Source organism: Kluyvera cryocrescens NBRC 102467, from assembly GCF_001571285.1.
Classification (GTDB): Bacteria; Pseudomonadota; Gammaproteobacteria; order Enterobacterales; family Enterobacteriaceae; genus Kluyvera; species Kluyvera cryocrescens.
This window is the reverse complement of record NZ_BCTM01000025.1, coordinates 54,355-74,713: the sequence shown is the minus strand read 5'-3', so window position 1 is coordinate 74,713 and position 20,359 is coordinate 54,355. Positions and strand designations below refer to the sequence as shown.

Genomic DNA, 20,359 nt, shown 5'->3' with positions numbered 1-20,359 from the left:
CGCCTGCTCTAACCACTGAGCTAAGGGGCCTAAGTAGCCGACGATTATAAAGTAACAGCGGACGCCAATCCAGCATTAAGCGCGCACATGCTGTTTTTATAAACAATGCATTTTCAATTCGTTATACTCAACTGACGATGTATCGGTTGAGGATATTATGGTTAAGGACATTATCGATTCGGGGTTGCGGGTGCTGTTTTGCGGTATCAACCCGGGGCTGTCATCTTCCTCGCTGGGCTATCCGTTCGCTCATCCGGCGAACCGCTTCTGGAAAGTGCTGCATCTCGCCGGGTTTACTGACCATCAGTTGAAGCCGGAAGAGGCGCAGCAGATGCTTAATTTTCGCTGCGGGGTGACGAAGCTGGTTGAGCGGCCGACGGTACAGGCAAATGAGGTGAGCGTGCAGGAACTGCGTAGCGGCGGCCAGGCGCTGATTGAGAAGGTGGAACACTACAAGCCAGCCGTATTGGCAGTATTAGGCAAGTAGGCCTTTGAGCGCGGTTTGGGGCAGCGTAACGCACCGTGGGGCAAGCAGTCGTTGATGATCGGTGAGACGCAAGTGTGGGTGCTGCCCAATCCGAGCGGGTTAAGCCGTATCACGCTGGACAAACTGGTAGAGGCGTATCAAGAGATGGATGTGGCGCTGAAGGCGCGCGGAGTTTAGCATCCGGCTGCGGGATGCACCCAGCCAGTGCGGCCGCGGTGGGGGAATCTAGCCAACTCGCAGGCAAAAAAAAGCTCCCCGTAGGGAGCTTTTTACGTTTTTAGCCGGGGCGATTAATCGTCCAGGAAGCTACGCAGGACTTCAGAACGGCTTGGGTGACGCAGTTTACGCAGCGCCTTCGCTTCGATCTGACGGATACGTTCGCGGGTAACGTCGAACTGTTTACCCACTTCTTCCAGCGTGTGGTCGGTATTCATATCGATACCGAAACGCATACGCAGAACTTTCGCTTCACGAGCGGTCAGGCCCGCCAGCACGTCGTGCGTTGCCGCACGCAGGCTTTCAGTGGTTGCAGAGTCCAGCGGCAGCTCGAGGGTGGTATCCTCGATGAAATCACCCAGATGTGAATCTTCATCGTCGCCGATTGGCGTTTCCATGGAGATTGGCTCTTTGGCGATTTTCAGCACTTTACGGATTTTATCTTCCGGCATCAGCATGCGTTCAGCCAGTTCTTCCGGCGTTGGCTCACGACCCATTTCCTGCAGCATCTGGCGGGAGATACGGTTGAGTTTGTTGATAGTCTCAATCATATGCACCGGAATACGGATGGTGCGCGCCTGGTCTGCGATAGAACGAGTGATCGCCTGACGGATCCACCAGGTTGCATAGGTGGAGAACTTGTAACCACGGCGGTATTCAAACTTATCTACCGCTTTCATCAGGCCGATGTTACCTTCCTGAATCAGGTCAAGGAACTGCAGACCGCGGTTGGTGTATTTCTTGGCGATAGAAATAACCAGACGTAAGTTTGCTTCAACCATCTCTTTCTTCGCACGGCGGGCTTTCGCTTCACCGATGGACATACGACGGTTGATGTCTTTAACCTGCTCGATAGTCAGGCCGGTTTCTTCTTCAATCTGACGCAGTTTTTGCAAGCCACGCTGAACGTCATCCGCGACATCGTGCAGTTTTTCTGACCATGGTTTGTTCATCGCGATAGCCGCGTTGAACCAGGTATCGCTGGTCTCGTTGCCGGTGAACAGGGTGATGAAGTTCTTTTTCGGCATTTTGCACTGTTCAACGCACATCTTCATGATGATACGTTCCTGGGTACGCACGCGGTCCATCATGGTACGCATGCTGTTCACCAGGTAGTCGAACTGCTTCGGTACCAGACGGAACTGTTTGAAGACTTCAGACAGCTTCAGAATTTCTTCCTGAGCGGCTGCATGGCTACGGCCCTTGGCTTTGATGGTGTCGCGGGTCAGTTCGTACTGAGTACGCAGCTCCGCGAACTTCTCACGCGCCAGCTCTGGGTCGATGCTGTTGTCATCGTCGCTGCTATCGTCGTCGTCGTCTTCTTCTTCGTCTTCGTCATCATCCATCTCTTCCTGAGACAGTTCAGAGCCCACGTGCGTCGCAGTTGGCGCCATGTCTTCTTCGGCGTTTGGATCGACGAAACCGGTGATAAGGTCAGACAGACGTGCTTCTTCAGCTTCTACGCGATCGTACTGTTCCAGCAGATAGGTGATCGCTTCCGGGTATTCGGCAACGGAGCACTGTACCTGGTTGATCCCGTCTTCGATACGTTTGGCGATGTCGATTTCGCCTTCGCGGGTCAGCAGCTCTACGGTACCCATTTCACGCATGTACATGCGAACCGGGTCAGTGGTGCGCCCGATTTCAGATTCCACGCTGGACAGAACTTGTGCAGCGGCTTCTTCTGCGTCTTCATCAGTGTTGTTGGAGGTTTCAGCCAGCAACAGATCATCGGCATCCGGCGCTTCTTCCATCACCTGAATGCCCATGTCGTTGATCATTTGGATGATATCTTCGATCTGATCTGAGTCGACAATATCTTCCGGCAGATGGTCATTGACCTCGGCATAGGTCAGATAGCCTTGCTCTTTACCACGTTGGACAAGAAGCTTGAGCTGTGACTGCGGGTTTTGCTCCATAAGACGGTATCCACACTTAATTCATTTGATTGGTGTCGGCCGGCGAACGAACCGCCGACATTTAATGCGAGGGCGAACTTATATTAGTGCCGCTGCGCCTCGGTGCGGCTGTCGGGGGCTACCCGATAGGTATTCGGCAGTTAAGCCGTTAAATTCATTTTTTGGCCAGTTCCTGGTTCAGTGTCCAGAGTTCCCGGCGTTCTTCGCTGCTTAAACCGTGTGTGCGATCGCGAGCTATCAACTCTTCTTGTCGCAGTACAAGCAACGAATCAAACATATGGTTGAGCGAGTCGGTGAAGGTTTCTTCAGCAATATCCTTATCTGCTATATCGTCCCACATCGACAGTTTTTCAAGGGTCGCGGCTTCATTTGTCCCGCGATATTGCTCTAAAAGTTGACCAGTGGTCAGACCGGGCTGGGACAAACAGGTGTTAACCAGTTCGGAAAACAGCTTCAGGCCCGGCAATTTTTTCGGATCAAGCCCGGCTAGCGATGGAACCCGTGGCGCGAGATCGGGGTTTTGCACCAGCAACCCTATAAGTATACGCATGGTCGTGCGTTTTAGCTGTTGAGTCGGGCGTACGACGCCACTTTCTGCCTGTTTTGGCATTAAACGATCAAGCGCGGCATCGTCAAATATCCCCAGCTTCAACCCGAGCGTTTGGCGTAGCTGAATACGGTGCGCATCGCCGGGAACCTGACTGATAAGCGGCAGCGCCAACGCAGCAAGCTGAGTACTGCCATCTGGCGTGCTCAGGTCAACTTGCGGTAAGAGGCTGTTAAATAAGAACATGGAGAGCGGTTGTGCATGCTCCATCCGTGCCTCAAAAGCCTCTTTGCCTTCTTTACGTACCAGCGTATCCGGGTCTTCGCCGTCTGGCAGGAACATAAAGCGTAGCTGACGACCGTCGGTCATGTACGGCATGGCGGTTTCTAGTGCACGCCATGCGGCATCTCGTCCGGCGCGGTCACCGTCGTAACAGCAAATCACGTTGTTTGTCGCACGGAATAGCATATGAATGTGGTCGGCCGTGGTCGAGGTACCCAGCGAAGCCACGGCATAATTAATACCGTATTGCGCCAGTGCGACGACATCCATATACCCTTCGACAACCAGCAGGCGCGGTGGTTCAGCGTTGTGCTGCTGGGCTTCATAAAGGCCATACAGCTGGCGACCTTTATGGAAAATATCGGTTTCCGGGGAGTTCAGGTATTTCGGCGTATCGTTACCGAGTACGCGGCCACCAAAACCAATTACCCGGCCTCGTTTGTCGCGAATCGGAAACATCACGCGATTGCGAAAACGGTCGTACGTTCTTCCCTGGTCATTGGTGACCAGCATTCCGGCATCGAGCAACAGCTTTCTGTTGTCGACATTACCGCCGAAACGTTTTAATGCGTTATCCCAGCCAGGCGGTGCAAAACCAATAGCAAAGCGCTGGACTATCTCGGCGCTAAGGCCGCGCTGATCCAGATATTGCCGTGCAGGCTCGGCGTTGGGTTGGGTAAAGGATTGTTGATAAAACGCGTTCAATCCGTCCATTAGCTGATAGAGATTTTGTCGTTGATGACGTTCTATCTGGCTAAGGCCCGTTCCGGCTTCATACGGCACTTCAAGATTGTGCATGGCCGCCAGTTCTTCAACGGTTTCAACGAACTCGAGCTTGTCGTAGTTCATTAAAAAGTCGATGGCATTGCCGTGCGCGCCGCAGCCGAAGCAGTGGTAAAACTGCTTATCACCGTTTACGGTGAAAGAGGGGGATTTTTCATTATGGAATGGACAGCACGCATGGTAATTCTTGCCCTGCTTTTTCAGCTTCACCCGCGCATCGATGAGATCGATGATGTCGGTGCGAGCCAGCAGGTCACTAATAAATACGCGTGGGATTCGTCCAGCCATAGGCCCCGTTTATTTTAATAACGTATAAACGAAAACAAGCCGCGCATTCCTTTCGGAAGCACGGCCTTGCAACTACAACTCGGTCTGACAATTGAGAGCTGACGCCCTCAAAAGATTAGTACAGACGAGTACGGCGTGCGTTTTCGCGAGCCAGTTTCTTCGCGTGACGTTTCACTGCAGAAGCTTTAGCGCGCTTACGTTCGGTCGTTGGTTTTTCATAGAACTCACGACGACGAACTTCTGCCAGAACACCTGCTTTCTCGCATGAACGTTTGAAGCGACGCAGTGCTACGTCGAACGGCTCGTTTTCACGTACTTTAATTACCGGCATGTAACTCTCACCTTTATAAATTCGGTTTGCCGCTGGCATCGGCGCCAGCTTATTTCAAAATGGTGCGGAATTTTACTGCAACTACTGCTGCTTTGTAAAGCACCGATGCCCTTTTTGAAATAGACTTTTTAAGGGTGAGGAGTATACACGAAGTGGAGTCCAGGGGTGAGCAAAGTTTTACATCCCGGGTTATTCGCCCTACACTGCGCGGTATTGAAACGAGGTAAAACTAGCCATGCGTGTACTGGGTATTGAAACATCCTGCGATGAAACCGGCATCGCGATCTATGACGATGAAAAAGGTCTGTTAGCCAACCAGCTGTATAGTCAGGTGAAATTACACGCCGACTACGGCGGTGTCGTTCCTGAGCTGGCCTCGCGCGATCACGTGCGTAAAACGGTTCCGCTGATTCAGGCGGCGTTAAAAGAAGCCAATCTGACGGCAAAAGATATTGATGCAGTGGCCTATACCGCTGGCCCTGGGCTGGTTGGCGCGCTGCTGGTCGGCGCAACCGTTGGCCGTTCACTGGCGTTTGCCTGGGATGTTCCCGCCATTGCGGTACACCATATGGAAGGGCACCTATTGGCGCCGATGCTGGAAGATAATCCTCCGGAATACCCATTTGTGGCGCTGCTGGTCTCCGGCGGTCATACGCAGCTGATTAGCGTGACCGGCATTGGTGAATACGCACTTCTGGGTGAGTCTATTGATGATGCGGCGGGTGAAGCCTTCGATAAAACGGCGAAGCTGCTGGGGCTGGATTACCCAGGGGGCCCGATGCTGTCCAAAATGGCCTCGCAGGGGACGGAAGGGCGCTTTGTCTTCCCGCGTCCAATGACCGATCGCCCTGGGCTTGATTTTAGCTTCTCGGGTTTGAAAACTTTCGCGGCCAACACCATTCGTAATAACGAAAATGATGACCAAACCCGTGCTGATATTGCCCGTGCGTTTGAAGATGCGGTCGTCGATACCTTGATGATCAAGTGCAAGCGCGCGCTGGATCAAACGGGTTTTAAACGTCTGGTGATGGCGGGAGGCGTAAGCGCTAACCGTACTTTACGGGCGAAGCTGGCTGAAATGATGCAAAAACGTCGCGGGGAAGTGTTCTACGCGCGTCCTGAGTTTTGCACCGATAACGGCGCAATGATTGCTTATGCGGGAATGGTGCGGCTTAAAACGGGCGCAAACACCTCGCTGGGCGTGACCGTTCGCCCGCGCTGGCCGCTGGCTGAATTACCGGCCGCCTAATCGACGGCAACCCGGCCGAGCGACGCGACGCCGGGGTTAACATCTCTTACTCCGGCGACATCGCAACATTAAGGTTTGCGCTGTTCTGCGTCTTCTTGCTTCCGTTTTTTCAACCGCACCCAAATTTTCGTTTCCTGACGTCGCCACAGACGCTGAATGTTGTCGTGATGACGCAGCAAAATCAGGCATGAGAGCATGGAAACCGGGAAGGTATACTGCGGCTTAAACCACCAGACATAAAACGGCGCTACCAGCGCGCTGACAATAGCGCCCAGCGAAGAGTAGCCGCTGAGCAAAATCGTCAGCAGCCAGGTGCCGGCCATAACGCCCGTTAAATCCAGACCGATAGGTGCAATGGCGCCAAATGCGGTGGCCACACCTTTCCCGCCATGGAAATGGAAAAATATCGGCCAGATATGGCCCAAACAGGCGGCAATTGCCACCAGTCCCAACCAGAAAGGGGATAGGCCGAGAGCGTAGGCACCCCAGACGGGGAGCATCCCTTTCAGGACGTCGAAAATCAGTACGGCTACGGCAGCGCCTTTACCGCCAATGCGTAATACGTTAGTGGCACCGGGGTTCCCCGAACCACTGCTGCGAGGGTCAGGTAACCCCGCGACGCGGCAGACCAGAATGGCGCTGGAGATTGAGCCGCAAAGGTAGGCGAGGAGAATCATTCCAGGCTCGATTGCACTCATAACGCTGTTCCATTTTGAAAATGTCGAAGTATTCTCTGCATCTGTGGATAATACGCATAATTCGCCGGAAGTGGTATCCGGTTTAGCCTAAAACCAAGCAGGTCGTGATGGATATTGTATTTATAGAGCAACTTTCGGTAATCACCACTATCGGTGTTTATGACTGGGAACAAACGATTGAACAGAAACTGGTGTTCGATATCGAATTAGGCTGGGACAACCGTCAAGCTGCCGCCAGCGACAACGTGAACGATTGTCTGAGCTATGCTGATATCAGCGAAGCGGTGGTGAAGCACGTCGAAGGCAGCCGTTTTGCGCTGGTTGAACGCGTCGCCGAAGAGGTGGCTGAGATTTTGATGTCCCGCTTCAAGTCGCCATGGGTGCGTATTAAGGTCAGCAAACCCGGCGCTGTCGCCCGGGCGGCCAACGTGGGTGTCATCATCGAGCGTGGCCAAAATCTGAAATAAAACGATAAGTCGTCATATAACTTAAACCAAAGTGATTTATACCGGTCATAGTGCCGGGTTTATTTTATTGTTTACTTTTAAGGGTTTATTTAATGAGCGATATACACTCGCTGCTGGTGGCGGCAATTCTGGGTGTGGTCGAGGGATTGACGGAGTTTCTGCCTGTATCCAGCACTGGCCATATGATTATCGTCGGCCATTTACTGGGCTTTGAAGGCGAAACGGCGAAAACGTTTGAGGTGGTGATTCAATTGGGTTCCATTCTCGCGGTGGTAGTGATGTTTTGGCGCCGTCTGTTTGGCCTGATTGGTATTCATTTTGGTCGCCCTCCGGTACATGAAGGCGAAGGTTCTGGCCGCCTGTCGCTGATTCACATTCTGTTGGGGATGATCCCAGCGGTCGTGCTGGGGCTGGTTTTCCACGATGCGATTAAATCGCTCTTTAATCCGATTAACGTTATGTATGCGCTGGTCGTTGGTGGTCTGCTGCTGATTGCGGCGGAATGCCTGAAGCCGAAAACGCCGCGTGCAGTGGGGATTGATGATATGACCTATCGTCAGGCCTTTATGATCGGCTGCTTCCAGTGTCTGGCGCTGTGGCCGGGCTTTTCACGCTCCGGTGCAACGATTTCGGGCGGGATGCTGATGGGCGTGAGCCGCTACGCAGCTTCCGAGTTTTCGTTCCTGCTCGCCGTGCCGATGATGATGGGCGCAACGGCGCTGGATCTCTACAAGAGCTGGCATTTCCTGACCGTTGGCGACATTCCGATGTTCGCCGTCGGGTTTGTGATGGCCTTCCTTGTGGCGCTGGTGGCCATCAAAACCTTCCTGAAGCTGATTAAACGTATCTCGTTCATTCCGTTTGCGATCTACCGCTTTATTGTCGCAGCGGTGGTCTACGTCGTCTTCTTCTAACGGTTTGCCCTCAGTCTGTTGGCTGGGGGCAACGTTTTTCTTTCCAGTTTGCCACGGCCTGAATGCGGCGTCGCGTCAGCTCTTCACGAATTTCCGGGCCTTTAAACCCGGCCTCAATAACCTCTTTGTTACCCACGCTTTTGGCTACTTCCCACGCTTCGCGCAGCAATCTGCCCTGCGGGTAATCGCAGGCTTCAAAATGAGTACGACCGCGGACATCGGCTTCGCTGGTGAGTGCGATCTGTTCGACGCGCTGCGGTTTGCGCCAGGCATCGATGGAATCAAACAGCTTGATCAGCGTCTTCGGCTGCAGGATTGGCAGGGTATGGATGAGATCGTGGAATTCAGCCACCAGTTTCGCCAGATCGCGCATTTCGTTAGGCACTTTTAGGCGCAGACTTAATTGTTCAACCAGCTTCACGCCCGCCGGGCCGTGGCCGTGATGGCGCGGCCAGAGCGCTTTTGGCGTTAGTCCTTTGCCCAGATCATGGCATAGCGTGGCGAAGCGCACGTCAATGTCCGGGCTAAGCATCGCCGCCATGGTGAGCGTCATCAGCGTATGAACGCCGGTATCAATTTCCGGGTGCCATTTCGCCGGGGCCGGGACACCGTACAGCGCGTCGATTTCCGGGAACAGCACTTTCAATGCGCCACAGTCGCGCAGCGTCTGGAAGAATACCTGCGGGTTGCGAGTGCCGAGGGCATTCTCCGTCTCTTTCCACACGCGTTCAGGCGTCAGGTGCGCCAGCTCGCCAGCATCGGTCATCTCGCGCATCAGCACCATGGTTTCATCGGCAATACGAAAGCTTAAATGGGCGTAACGAGCGGCAAAGCGCGCCACGCGTAAAACGCGCAGCGGGTCTTCACCAAAGGCGGGGGAAACATGACGCAGAATGCGCTGTTCGAGATCGCGACGTCCGCCGTAAGGATCGATAATTGTCCCATCGGCGTCTTCAGCTAACGCATTGACGGTTAAGTCTCGGCGTAACAGGTCTTGCTCTAGCGTGACGTCTGGCGCAGCGTAGCAGGTAAAGCCGGTATAACCGGAACCTGACTTCCGTTCGGTTCGAGCCAGCGCGTACTCTTCGTGGCTGTTGGGATGCAGAAAAACAGGAAAGTCGCGGCCTACCTGCTGGTAGCCCGCGTCGAGCATTTGCTGCGGCGTGGCGCCGACAACCACCCAATCTTTATCTTTGACCGGTAGACCTAATAACCCATCTCGAACTGCACCACCGACCAGATAACTCTTCACGCCACGCTTCTCCTCATCATTTTCTTTCAGATAATACGAAAGAAGCGCCGATAAGGCGAATTATCCCCTGCGAATGCGGCAGGGGAATGGCTTAGTTCATCCAGCGATCTTTGCGCTTACGGCTTGGAATGATGTGCGGCAGTACCAGGCCCAGCAGCAGGCCGATGCCCAGCACACCGCCGCCATACATGAACCACTGCATGATGATGGTGCGCTGTTTGTCATCCAACTGTAGATTGGCGGCGTTTACTTTTTTCTGCGCGACGATAAGCTCGTTTTTAAGCTTCTGGTTTTCGTTTTTCAAACCGTTGATCACGCTATCGCTCTCAGCGACCTTTTTTTGCATTTCTGCGGTGCGCTGGTTCCAGGTGGTGTCGATATTATTGAGCTTGTCGGTCAGCGTTTTGACCTGATTTTCCAGGTCCGGTACGCGAGTACGTAGGCTTGGGGTGGCAGTCAGCTCTTTCAGCGGGATCCACGCAGTACGGCCGTTGCTGTCTCGCACCTGGCCGTATTGGGTATTGTCGTTGGTTTGCAACAACGTCACTTCTTCACCGGCGTTAAGTGAACCTGCCAGGCGGTAATTATCGCCCGGGCCGCTGCGTACCCAGGTGTTCAGTTCGTCGGAAACATAACGCTTTTCATCAGCGTGAGCGATGGTCGAAGCGGTAAGTGTCAGTAAAGTAATGGCAATTAAGCGTAATTTTGGCATCAGATCATCGTTTTTGTCATATAAGTGGAACGATAGTAGTGGCAACAGTCTGACGACGCAAAGCATTCTGCGGCAATCGGAATCCTCCAGGAGAAAAAACCGGCGTCTGCTGTCCACCTGACAAATTGCGCATTGCATGGCAATTTGTCGCAAAATACTATCTACTGACAAAAAGAATACCTATAAGTTCGCCACAAAGGTATTTCCGGGTAACGAAACCAAAAGAATTCAATCATGGCTCAAGAAATCGAATTAAAATTTATCGTCGATGACGCTGGCGTTGAAACGCTACGCAACCACCTGCAAACCCTGAACGCAGAGCACACCCCGCCGGGACAGTTGCTGAACATCTATTACGAAACTGCGGATAACTGGCTGCGTCGCCATGATATGGGGCTGCGCGTTCGCGGCGATAACGGCCGCTATGAGATGACGATGAAAATCGCCGGTCGTACCGTTGGCGGTTTGCATCAGCGCCCTGAATACAATATTGCGATTAGCTCGCCGGAGCTGGCGCTCGACCAGTTGCCATCTGAAGTCTGGCCGAAGGGTGAAATGCCAAAAGGGCTGGCAGAACAGGTTAACCCGCTGTTTAGCACCGATTTCTATCGTGAGAAATGGGTGGTTAGCCAGGGGAAAAGCCAGATTGAGATCGCGCTGGATCAGGGCGAAGTGAAGGCTGGGGAGCATCAGGAAGCGATCTGTGAACTGGAGCTGGAGCTGCTCAGCGGTGAAACCGCAGACGTGCTGGCACTGGCCCAGCAGTTAGCGCAAACCGGGCTGCTGCGTCAGGGCAGTTTGAGTAAAGCGGCTCGTGGTTATCATTTGGCGCAGGGCAATCCTGAGCGCGAAATAAAACCGCTGACGATTCTGTCTCTGCCGCCGAAGGCGACGGTGGGACAAGCATTTGAAGCTGCGCTGGAAAATGCGCTCGCCCATTGGCAGTACCACGAAGAACTTTGGCTGCGCGGTAAGGCGAAAGCGAAAACCGAAGTGGTCAACGCGCAGGGGCTGATTCGCCACATCCTGACGCTGTTTGGCGGTATTGTGCCGCGTAAGGCCAGTGCATCGCTGCGTGATAATTTGACCCAGGTTGACGCGCTGATGGCCGGTAAGATTTCCGCTCATGACGCGGCGTATAGCCGTGAAATCGCGCTAACCAAGCTGGCGTTCACCGAATGGCTGGTGACGCGCGGCTGGCAGCCGTTCCTCGATGCCAAAGCCGAAGGCAAAATGGCCGATTCGTTTAAACGATTTGCCGATACTCATCTTTCTCGTCAGGCTGCCGAGCTGCGCACGACGTTTGCCTATCCGCTTGGGGACAGCTACGGCGATCAGCTGCCGCGTTTGACGCGCGACATCAACAGCGTGCAGGTGCTGGCGGGCTACTACGACGCGGAAAAAGCACAGCGCTGGCTGGCGAACTGGCAGGGTTTACGCCATGCCATCGAGACGCGTCAGCACATTGAAATTGAGCATTACCGCAATGAGGCGCTGGCGGTCGAACCGTTCTGGCTACACAGCGGAAAACGTTAATTTACTTCAGGGAACCCGTGTATGACGCCGCTTTCTTCGCAGTTACAGCAGCACTGGCAGACATTGGTCGAGCGCGCTCCGGAAGATTTTCCCGTTGCGACGCTCAGCGCTAATGCGCGGGCTGTTTTCACCTTCAGTGATTTTGTTCAGCAAAGTTTGATGGCGTATCCCGAGTGGTTGGCGTCGCTGGAAAGCGCGCCACCCCAGGCGGATGAGTGGCGTGAATACGCGGGGTGGTTGCAGGCTGAGCTGGCAGACGTTCATGATGAAACGGCGCTAATGCGCGCGCTGCGGGTTTTTCGCCGGCGGATAATGGTACGAATTGCCTGGTCGCAGGCACTCTCACTGGTCAGCGAAGAGGATACGCTTCAACAGCTAAGTCATCTGGCAGAGACGCTCATCGTCCACGCTCGCGATTGGCTCTATGCTGCCTGCTGCCGCGAGTGGGGCACACCGTGCAGCGCCGACGGTGTACCGCAGCCTTTGTTGATCCTTGGGATGGGCAAATTGGGCGGCGGTGAACTCAACTTCTCCTCCGATATCGATCTTATTTTTGCCTGGCCTGAGCACGGTTCGACTCAAGGTGGGCGCCGTGAGCTGGATAACGCCCAGTTCTTTACGCGTCTGGGGCAACGGCTAATTAAAGTCCTCGACCAGCCGACGCAAGATGGCTTTGTTTACCGCGTTGATATGCGTCTACGCCCATTCGGCGACAGCGGTCCGCTGGTGCTGAGCTTTGCGGCGCTGGAAGATTATTACCAGGAGCAGGGGCGCGACTGGGAACGCTACGCGATGGTTAAAGCGCGGATCATGGGGGACGACGACGGGGTCTATACCAGCGAGCTGCGCGCGATGCTGCGGCCGTTTGTGTTCCGCCGTTACATTGATTTCAGCGTGATCCAGTCTTTGCGTAACATGAAAGGGATGATCACCCGCGAAGTACGCCGTCGGGGGCTGAAAGACAACATCAAGCTCGGCGCCGGTGGTATTCGCGAAATCGAATTTATTGTGCAGGTCTTCCAGCTGATTCGCGGCGGACGTGAGCCGTCGCTGCAAAGCCGGTCGCTGCTGCCGACGCTGGCGGCGATTGAAGCGCTGAATCTGCTGTCTAACACCGACGCGCAGGCGCTGCGCGAAGCCTACTTGTTCCTGCGCCGTCTGGAAAACCTGCTGCAAAGCATTAATGATGAGCAGACGCAAACTCTGCCGGGCGATGATCTCAATCGTGCGCGTCTGGCGTGGGGCATGCATCTGGATAACTGGGATGCGTTAATTGGCCGTCTCGATACGCTGATGGCGGAAGTGCGCCGCGTCTTTAACGACCTGATTGGCGATGACGAAGAGCCGTCGCAGGAAGAACAGCTATCGGAAGACTGGCGCGAGCTGTGGCAGGACACGCTGCAGGAGGATGATACCCCAGCGGTGCTAATGCATCTCAGCGGCGACGATCGTCAACGCGTGCTGTCGCAGATTGCGGATTTCCGTAAAGAACTGGATAAACGCACTATCGGCCCGCGCGGGCGACAGGTGTTGGACTCTCTGATGCCACATCTGCTGAGCGAAGTATGTGCGCGTGAAGATGCGCTGGTACTGCTAACGCGCATTACGCCGCTGCTCAGCGGTATCGTCACGCGAACGACCTATCTTGAGCTGCTGAGTGAATACCCTGGTGCGTTAAAACATCTTATCCGCCTGTGTGCTGCTTCACCGATGGTGGCCAGCCAGCTGGCGCGCTATCCGCTGCTGCTGGATGAACTACTGGATCCGAGCACGCTATATCAACCGACGGCAACCGATGCTTATCGTGATGAGCTGCGTCAGTACCTTTTGCGCGTGCCGGAAGAGGATGAAGAGCAGCAGTTAGAAGCGTTGCGCCAGTTCAAACAGGCACAGTTATTACACATTGCGGCGGCGGATATCGCCGGAACGCTGCCGGTGATGAAGGTGAGCGACCATCTCACATGGCTTGCGGAAGCGATGATTGATGCGGTTGTTCAGCAGGCGTGGGTGCAAATGGTGGCGCGTTACGGCCAGCCGACGCATCTGCGCGAGCGTCATGGCCGTGGCTTCGCGGTTATCGGCTACGGCAAACTGGGCGGATGGGAACTGGGCTACAGCTCGGATCTGGATCTGGTTTTCCTCCACGACTGCCCAATGGATGCGATGACCGACGGCGAACGCGAAATCGATGGCCGCCAGTTCTATCTGCGTCTGGCGCAGCGCATTATGCATCTGTTTAGCACCCGGACTTCCTCCGGCATTTTGTATGAGGTTGACGCTCGTCTGCGGCCTTCCGGCGCGGCGGGAATGCTGGTGACGACCGCTGAAGCCTTTGCTGATTATCAGCAAAATGAAGCCTGGACCTGGGAGCATCAGGCGCTGGTTCGGGCCCGCGTAGTTTACGGCGATCCGCAGCTGCAGCAGCAGTTTGATGCCATCCGCCGACAAATTCTGACGAATACCCGCGACGGCGCCGTGCTGCAAACCGAAGTCCGCGAAATGCGTGAGAAAATGCGTGCCCATCTTGGCGGTAAGCAGCGCGATCGTTTCGACATCAAAACCGATGCGGGTGGCATTACCGACATTGAATTTATTACCCAGTATCTGGTGCTGCGCTACGCCCACGATAAGCCCAAGCTGACCCGCTGGTCGGATAATGTGCGTATTCTCGAATTGCTCGCGCAAAACGACATAATGGATGAGCAGGAAGCCAGGGCATTGACTCATGCTTACACCACGCTACGCGATGCGTTGCATCATCTGGCCTTGCAGGAACTGCCGGGGAATGTCGATTTGGCAAGCTTTACCCGCGAACGCGAGTTGGTGAGTGCGAGCTGGCTGAAGTGGCTGGTTCAACCGTGAAATGTGCTATTATCGCGCCAAATTTTTGATTCTCTTTGGAGACACGAATGAAAGTAACGCTGCCGGAATTTGAACGCGCAGGAGTGATGGTGGTTGGCGATGTGATGCTGGATCGCTACTGGTATGGCCCTACCAGCCGTATTTCCCCGGAAGCCCCGGTACCCGTGGTGAAAGTGGAAACTATCGAAGAACGTCCTGGCGGTGCGGCGAACGTGGCGATGAACATTGCCTCTCTGGGGGCGGGTTCTCGTCTCGTTGGTTTGACCGGTATTGACGATGCGGCGCGTGCGTTGAATAAAGCGCTGGCCGACGTGAACGTCAAATGCGATTTCGTCTCCGTGCCGACTCACCCGACCATCACTAAGCTGCGCGTACTGTCGCGCAACCAGCAGTTGATTCGTCTGGATTTTGAAGAAGGTTTTGCCGGCGTAGATCCGCAGCCGCTGCACGATCGTATTCAAAGCGGCCTACCTAATGTTGGCGCGCTGGTGCTTTCCGACTATGCCAAAGGGGCGCTGGAAAGCGTGCAGCAGATGATTAAGCTGGCGCGCCAGGCAAAAGTGCCGGTGCTTATCGACCCGAAAGGCACTGACTTTGAGCGCTACCGTGGTGCCACGCTGCTGACGCCGAATCTCTCCGAATTTGAAGCGGTGGTAGGCAAGTGCAAAACCGAAGAAGAGTTGGTAGCACGCGGCATGCAGTTGATTGCTGACTTCGATCTTTCCGCACTGCTGGTCACCCGCTCCGAGCAGGGCATGACGCTGCTACAACCGGGTAAAGCGCCGCTGCATCAGCCGACTCAGGCGCAGGAAGTGTATGACGTCACCGGTGCTGGCGATACGGTGATTGGCGTGCTGGCGGCAACGCTGGCGTCCGGGAAAACGCTGGAAGAAGCCTGCTTCTTTGCCAACGCGGCGGCCGGCGTCGTGGTGGGCAAGCTGGGGACCTCAACCGTTTCGCCAATCGAGCTGGAAAATGCCGTGCGCGGTCGTGCGGATACCGGTTTTGGCGTGATGAGCGAAGAAGAGCTGAAACAAGCGGTTGCCGCCGCGCGTCGCCGCGGTGAGAAAGTGGTGATGACCAACGGCGTGTTCGACATTCTGCACGCGGGCCACGTCTCTTATCTGGCGAACGCACGTAAGCTGGGCGATCGTCTGATTGTCGCGGTGAACAGCGATGCGTCCACCAAACGTCTGAAGGGCGAAACGCGTCCGGTGAACCCGCTGGATCAGCGCATGATCGTGCTGGGGGCGCTGGAGTCGGTCGACTGGGTGGTGTCGTTTGAAGAAGATACGCCGCAGCGTCTGATTGCCGGGATCCTGCCGGATCGTTTGGTCAAAGGCGGTGACTATAAACCAGAGCAGATCGCCGGTAGCGAAGAAGTGTGGGCGAACGGTGGTGAAGTGCTGGTGCTGAACTTTGAAGATGGTTGCTCAACGACCAATATTATCAAGAAGATTCAGAAGGACAGTGAGAAGTAACGCTGACGCGTTGCGCTCACGTTAACCCTCTCCCCGTGCGGGAGAGGGGACATGCTTTACTCTTTATCGTCTACAGCCGGTGCAGCCGCGCGGTTTTCCAGCTCGCTAATGCGCTGTTCGAGTAGCGCCAGCTTTTCACGCGTGCGCAGCAATACCTGCGTCTGTACGTCAAACTCTTCGCGGCTTACCACATCAAGACGCGTCAGCTGTGACTGGATCACCTGACGAACTTTCTTTTCAACATCATCGCCAAATTCACGCAGGCCTTTTGGCATTGATTCGTGGACCTGACGGGCGATTTGTTCAATTTTTTTCGGGTCGATCATCTGTGTTTCCCTGATTCTGTCGGCGTTACCGCTATTGTAGTGGCTTCTCCCGGTGCGATAAACCAGAATTGTTCGAAGCTTATGCATTGCCGAAGATAATCAATAGCGTTATAGTAAGTACGCTTATTCTCAGGGCGGGGCGAAATTCCCCACCGGCGGTAAATCAGCTACGGCTGAAAGCCCGCGAGCGCTTCCTGTGTCAAACGGGAAGGTCAGCAGATCCGGTGTAATTCCGGGGCCGACGGTTAGAGTCCGGATGGGAGAGAGTAACGATTCAGTTGGGTATGCACCCGCTCGCGTTATCTATTGGCCGTTTATCGGCACTCCTAAGACTGCCCTGATTCTGGTAACCATAATATTAATGAGGTTTTTTTACCATGAATCAGACGCTACTTTCCTCTTTTGGTACTCCTTTCGAACGCGTTGAAAACGCGCTGATTGCGCTGCGCGAAGGCCGCGGTGCGATGGTGCTGGACGACGAAGATCGCGAGAACGAAGGCGACATGATCTTTGCCGCCGAAAACATGACCGTTGAACAAATGGCGCTGACTATCCGTCACGGTAGCGGTATCGTTTGTCTGTGTCTGACCGATGAACGTCGTAAACAGCTTGAGCTGCCGATGATGGTGGAAAACAACACCAGCGCATACGGCACCGGCTTTACCATCACCATTGAAGCTGCGCGCGGCGTGACCACCGGCGTTTCCGCCGCTGACCGCCTGACTACCGTTCGTGCAGCAATCGCCGACAACGCCAAGCCGTCAGACCTGAACCGTCCGGGCCACGTTTTCCCGCTGCGCGCGCAGCCGGGCGGCGTGCTCACCCGTGGCGGCCATACTGAAGCCACTATCGACCTGGTGAGCCTGGCTGGCTTTAAACCGGCAGGCGTCCTGTGTGAACTGACCAACGATGACGGCACCATGGCGCGCGCGCCTGAGTGCATCAAGTTTGCGAAGGAACACAATATGGCGCTGGTAACCATCGAAGATCTGGTGGCCTACCGTCGTGAGCACGAGCGCAAAGCAAGTTAATCGCGCTCCCTGACGAAAAAGCCCGGCTCACTGTGCCGGGCTTTTTTATGGCGGCTAACCAATCCCCATCGACTGTAACGCCACCAAACTTAATCCCATCACCGACATCCCACACAGCACGCCGTAGCTTGGGTTGTTGTTCGGATCGATCTCTTTGGCCAGCGGCATCAGTTCATCAACCGATAGCGCGACCATAATGCCGGCGACGGCTGCCATAATCGATGCCATCAATACCGGTGAGACCATACTACCGAGAATTGCCCATGCCAGCACGCCGCCGAGAATTTCCGCCATACCGGAGATCCCGGCCCAAAATACGGCTTTGCGTTTCGATCCCGTAGCCGCATACACCGGCCCGGCTACCGCCAGTCCTTCCGGAATATTGTGCAGCGCCACGGCAAGTGCGATCCCGAACCCCAGCTCCAGATTGTTGCTGGCGGTGACAAAGGTGGCGATGCCTTCCGGGAAGTTGTGCAGGCTGATCCCCAGGGTCAACAATACTGCGGTGCGGCGAATATTGCGCGGCAGCGGTTGAGTGGTTTCCTGCATCAGATCCTGCGGATGAGCATGTGGCAGCGCGCGATCCAGTGCGAAATAGCCGATGAGACCCACCACGAACATGCCGTAACCTAACACCGGCGACATACCTTCGGTGCCAAGCGCAGCGGGCAGCATCTCCATCAGTGAGATAAGTAGCATAATCCCGGCGGCAAAACCGAGGGAAAAGGCCAAAACCCGGTTTGATGGTTTTTGTCCAATCACGCCAAGAATGGCGCCGATAAACGTGGCAGCTCCTGCCAGTAATGTCAGAATTAGCGGGACCGACATCGCTTACTCCTTATGATAATGATTATCATTCATGATATTGAAATTTGTCACCCCTGGCGAGAGGCGAATAGATTCTTTACCTCATCCTTACATTCAAATTTTCTGAAGATCATCATCACGCTTATCTGAGTTTATCCTCACGGAAAACAGGTTAATGTGGTGTTATTCAAATATGCCTCTGGAAGGATAACATCATGTCTCGTAGCCGAATGCCAGCACTGTTTTTAGGTCACGGTAGCCCGATGAACGTACTGGAAGATAACCTGTATACCCGCACCTGGCAGCATCTCGGTGAGACATTGCCGCGGCCAAAAGCGATCGTTGTGGTCTCTGCGCACTGGTTTACTCGAGGTACGGGAGTGACGGCCATGGAAGCGCCTAAAACGATCCATGATTTTGGCGGCTTCCCGCAGGCATTGTACGACACGCATTACCCGGCTCCCGGCTCACCGGAGCTGGCACAGAAACTGGTTGAGCTACTGTCGCCGGTTCCCGTGGCGCTGGATACAGAAGCATGGGGTTTTGACCATGGTTCGTGGGGCGTGCTGATTAAAATGTACCCGGATGCGGATATCCCAATGGTGCAGTTGAGTATCGATAGCACCAAACCGGCAGCCTGGCATCTTGAGATGGGGCGTAAGCTGGCTAGCCTGCGCGATGAAGGCATTATGCTGGTGGCGAGCGGTAACGTGGTGCATAACCTGCGTACGGCAAAATGGCACGGTGATTCCGCGCCGTATCCATGGGCGTCTTCATTTAACGACTATGTTAAAGCGAATCTGCAATGGAAGGGGCCGGTTGAGCAGCATCCGCTGGTGAACTATCTGCAGCACGAAGGCGGCTCGCTCTCTAACCCGACGGCGGAGCACTTCCTGCCACTGCTGTATGTTTTAGGAGCCTGGGATGGAGAAGAACCCATCACGATCCCGGTAGACGGTATCGAAATGGGCTCCTTAAGCATGCTGTCGGTGCAGGTGGGCTAACGACTACTCAACAAAAATGTGAGGATAGAAACGTGACAAATCTTGCGTGATCAACGCTCTGTCCTCACGGATGCCAATCCCGGCTGGCTGATCGTTGATGAGCCAGCTACCAATCAGCATGTAGCTATCGCCATATTTCGGTAACGGATAGAATTGCTGCACGATCATTCCCTCTTCGCCGTAAGGACCTTCCACCTGTTCGATGGTTTTGCCGTTTTCGACGATCGAGATATTCGCGCCTTCGCGGGAGAAGATCGGTTTCACCACAAATTTATCCATCTCTGGGTGATCGTCTTCGGCAAAGTAGGCTGGCAGCAGATTCGGGTGATCCGGGAACATTTCCCACAGCATAGGCAGCAGCGCTTTATTGGAGATAATGCTCTTCCACGCAGGCTCCAGCCAGCGCACGCCGGCGTCTTCCAGCTTGGTAGAGAACATCTCACGCAGCATGTATTCCCATGGGTAGAGCTTAAACAGATTGCCGATCACCTGATCCTGCAGATCGGTAAACTGGCCTTTTTCGCCCAGACCAATTTCATCGATATACAGAAACTCGGTGGCCACTCCTGCTTCGGCTGCACAATCCTGTAGGTATTGCACCGTACCGCGATCTTCCACGGTATCCTGGCAGCAGGTGAGGTGCAGCAGCTGGAAGCCGTGCTGTTCGCGCAGTTCGGTAAAGCGCTCGATGATCTTTTCCTGCAAGCTGTTGAACTGATCGCTGCCTTCCGGCAGGTTACCTGCGTTCAACTGATCTTCCAGCCAAATCCATTGGAAGAATGCCGCTTCATACAGCGAAGTTGGCGTATCGGCGTTGTTTTCCAGCAGCTTCGGCTCGCCGGTACCGTCCCACGCCAGATCGAGGCGAGAATAGAGCGAGGGCTGATGGGTCTGCCATGATTGGCGTACGAAGCTCCAGGTATGTTTTGGAATGCGGAACTTAGCCATCAGCTCATCGCTGGCGATCACGCGCTCAACCACTTTCAGGCATAGCTGATGCAGTTCAGCGGTGACGTCTTCCAGCTTTTCTACCTGCGCAAGCGTCAGCTTGTAATAGGCCTCTTCGCTCCAGTACGGTTCGCCGTACATGGTGTGGAAGTTAAAACCATACTCAGTCGCTTTCTCACGCCAGTCCGGGCGTTCAACAATACTGACTCTTTCCATGAT

General features: G+C 54.7%; 17 protein-coding genes, 1 pseudogene and 1 riboswitch. Of the genes and pseudogenes, 9 read left to right on the top strand and 9 right to left on the bottom strand.

All coding sequences use genetic code 11. The features are described from left to right. The first annotated feature begins 157 nt into the window (after positions 1–157). A pseudogene (gene mug / locus KCR01S_RS17570) lies at positions 158–664 on the top strand (G/U mismatch-specific DNA glycosylase). Positions 665–777: 113 nt separating this feature from the next. Here mug and rpoD read toward each other — a convergent pair. From rpoD to rpsU, 3 genes are all read right to left on the bottom strand, one after another. Further along, entirely contained in the window at positions 778–2,622 is a 1,845-nt protein-coding gene (gene rpoD / locus KCR01S_RS17565; protein WP_061284390.1) for an RNA polymerase sigma factor RpoD, read from the bottom strand. Positions 2,623–2,776: 154 nt separating this feature from the next. Then, positions 2,777–4,522, bottom strand: coding sequence for a DNA primase (dnaG, locus tag KCR01S_RS17560; RefSeq protein ID WP_061284389.1), 1,746 nt, complete (start codon positions 4,520–4,522; stop codon positions 2,777–2,779). 115 nt (positions 4,523–4,637) lie between these two features. Next, positions 4,638–4,853 carry a 30S ribosomal protein S21 gene (gene rpsU / locus KCR01S_RS17555; protein ID WP_001144069.1) on the bottom strand — a complete coding sequence of 72 codons (216 nt, stop codon included), beginning with the start codon at positions 4,851–4,853 and terminating at the stop codon, positions 4,638–4,640. A 235-nt stretch (positions 4,854–5,088) separates the two neighbouring features. On the opposite strand from rpsU, the gene tsaD reads away from it, so the two are divergent. Continuing rightward, positions 5,089–6,102, top strand: a complete 1,014-nt coding sequence (gene tsaD / locus KCR01S_RS17550) for a tRNA (adenosine(37)-N6)-threonylcarbamoyltransferase complex transferase subunit TsaD (RefSeq protein ID WP_061284388.1) — start codon at positions 5,089–5,091, stop codon at positions 6,100–6,102. A gap of 68 nt (positions 6,103–6,170) precedes the next feature. Here the strand turns inward: tsaD and plsY are convergent, their stop codons facing one another. Next, positions 6,171–6,800 (bottom strand): glycerol-3-phosphate 1-O-acyltransferase PlsY, encoded by a 630-nt coding sequence (plsY, locus tag KCR01S_RS17545; protein ID WP_061284387.1) that lies wholly within the window; start codon positions 6,798–6,800, stop codon positions 6,171–6,173. 107 nt (positions 6,801–6,907) lie between these two features. On the opposite strand from plsY, the gene folB reads away from it, so the two are divergent. After that, entirely contained in the window at positions 6,908–7,267 is a 360-nt protein-coding gene (gene folB / locus KCR01S_RS17540; protein ID WP_061284386.1) for a bifunctional dihydroneopterin aldolase/7,8-dihydroneopterin epimerase, read from the top strand. A gap of 92 nt (positions 7,268–7,359) precedes the next feature. Further along, on the top strand, positions 7,360–8,181 hold the full coding sequence (bacA, locus tag KCR01S_RS17535; protein ID WP_061284385.1) for an undecaprenyl-diphosphate phosphatase: 822 nt from the start codon (positions 7,360–7,362) through the stop codon (positions 8,179–8,181). 10 nt (positions 8,182–8,191) lie between these two features. On the opposite strand, the gene KCR01S_RS17530 is transcribed toward bacA, so the two are convergent. Further along, a complete protein-coding gene (locus KCR01S_RS17530) occupies positions 8,192–9,433 on the bottom strand; it encodes a multifunctional CCA addition/repair protein (protein ID WP_061284384.1) in 1,242 nt (413 codons plus the stop codon). Positions 9,434–9,524: 91 nt separating this feature from the next. Further along, a complete protein-coding gene (locus KCR01S_RS17525) occupies positions 9,525–10,145 on the bottom strand; it encodes a TIGR04211 family SH3 domain-containing protein (protein WP_061284392.1) in 621 nt (206 codons plus the stop codon). A 234-nt stretch (positions 10,146–10,379) separates the two neighbouring features. Between KCR01S_RS17525 and KCR01S_RS17520 the strand changes: the two genes are divergently transcribed. The 3 genes from KCR01S_RS17520 to hldE are packed head-to-tail and all read left to right on the top strand — an operon-like array spanning position 10,380 to position 16,024. After that, positions 10,380–11,681 carry a CYTH domain-containing protein gene (locus tag KCR01S_RS17520; protein ID WP_061284383.1) on the top strand — a complete coding sequence of 434 codons (1,302 nt, stop codon included), beginning with the start codon at positions 10,380–10,382 and terminating at the stop codon, positions 11,679–11,681. A gap of 21 nt (positions 11,682–11,702) precedes the next feature. Beyond that, the gene (glnE, locus tag KCR01S_RS17515) at positions 11,703–14,543 is read left to right on the top strand and encodes a bifunctional [glutamate--ammonia ligase]-adenylyl-L-tyrosine phosphorylase/[glutamate--ammonia-ligase] adenylyltransferase (RefSeq protein WP_061284382.1); all 2,841 of its coding nucleotides are present in this window, start codon (positions 11,703–11,705) and stop codon (positions 14,541–14,543) included. 47 nt (positions 14,544–14,590) lie between these two features. Further along, entirely contained in the window at positions 14,591–16,024 is a 1,434-nt protein-coding gene (hldE, locus tag KCR01S_RS17510) for a bifunctional D-glycero-beta-D-manno-heptose-7-phosphate kinase/D-glycero-beta-D-manno-heptose 1-phosphate adenylyltransferase HldE (RefSeq protein ID WP_061284381.1), read from the top strand. A gap of 56 nt (positions 16,025–16,080) precedes the next feature. On the opposite strand, the gene ubiK is transcribed toward hldE, so the two are convergent. Beyond that, positions 16,081–16,350: a ubiquinone biosynthesis accessory factor UbiK gene (gene ubiK, locus KCR01S_RS17505; protein WP_061284380.1), complete on the bottom strand. Its 270-nt coding sequence runs from the start codon at positions 16,348–16,350 to the stop codon at positions 16,081–16,083. A 121-nt stretch (positions 16,351–16,471) separates the two neighbouring features. After that, positions 16,472–16,622, top strand: a riboswitch (FMN riboswitch). 105 nt (positions 16,623–16,727) lie between these two features. On the opposite strand from ubiK, the gene ribB reads away from it, so the two are divergent. Beyond that, complete coding sequence (gene ribB / locus KCR01S_RS17500) at positions 16,728–17,381, top strand: 3,4-dihydroxy-2-butanone-4-phosphate synthase (protein WP_061284379.1); 654 nt, start codon at positions 16,728–16,730, stop codon at positions 17,379–17,381. 54 nt (positions 17,382–17,435) lie between these two features. Here ribB and zupT read toward each other — a convergent pair whose 3' ends face one another. Further along, on the bottom strand, positions 17,436–18,209 hold the full coding sequence (gene zupT / locus KCR01S_RS17495; RefSeq protein ID WP_061284378.1) for a zinc transporter ZupT: 774 nt from the start codon (positions 18,207–18,209) through the stop codon (positions 17,436–17,438). 194 nt (positions 18,210–18,403) lie between these two features. Between zupT and ygiD the strand changes: the two genes are divergently transcribed. Next, positions 18,404–19,192 (top strand): 4,5-DOPA-extradiol-dioxygenase, encoded by a 789-nt coding sequence (gene ygiD / locus KCR01S_RS17490; RefSeq protein WP_061284377.1) that lies wholly within the window; start codon positions 18,404–18,406, stop codon positions 19,190–19,192. Between the two features lie 3 nt (positions 19,193–19,195). On the opposite strand, the gene KCR01S_RS17485 is transcribed toward ygiD, so the two are convergent. Beyond that, complete coding sequence (locus tag KCR01S_RS17485) at positions 19,196–20,356, bottom strand: glutathionylspermidine synthase family protein (RefSeq protein ID WP_061284376.1); 1,161 nt, start codon at positions 20,354–20,356, stop codon at positions 19,196–19,198. Positions 20,357–20,359: the final 3 nt, after the last annotated feature.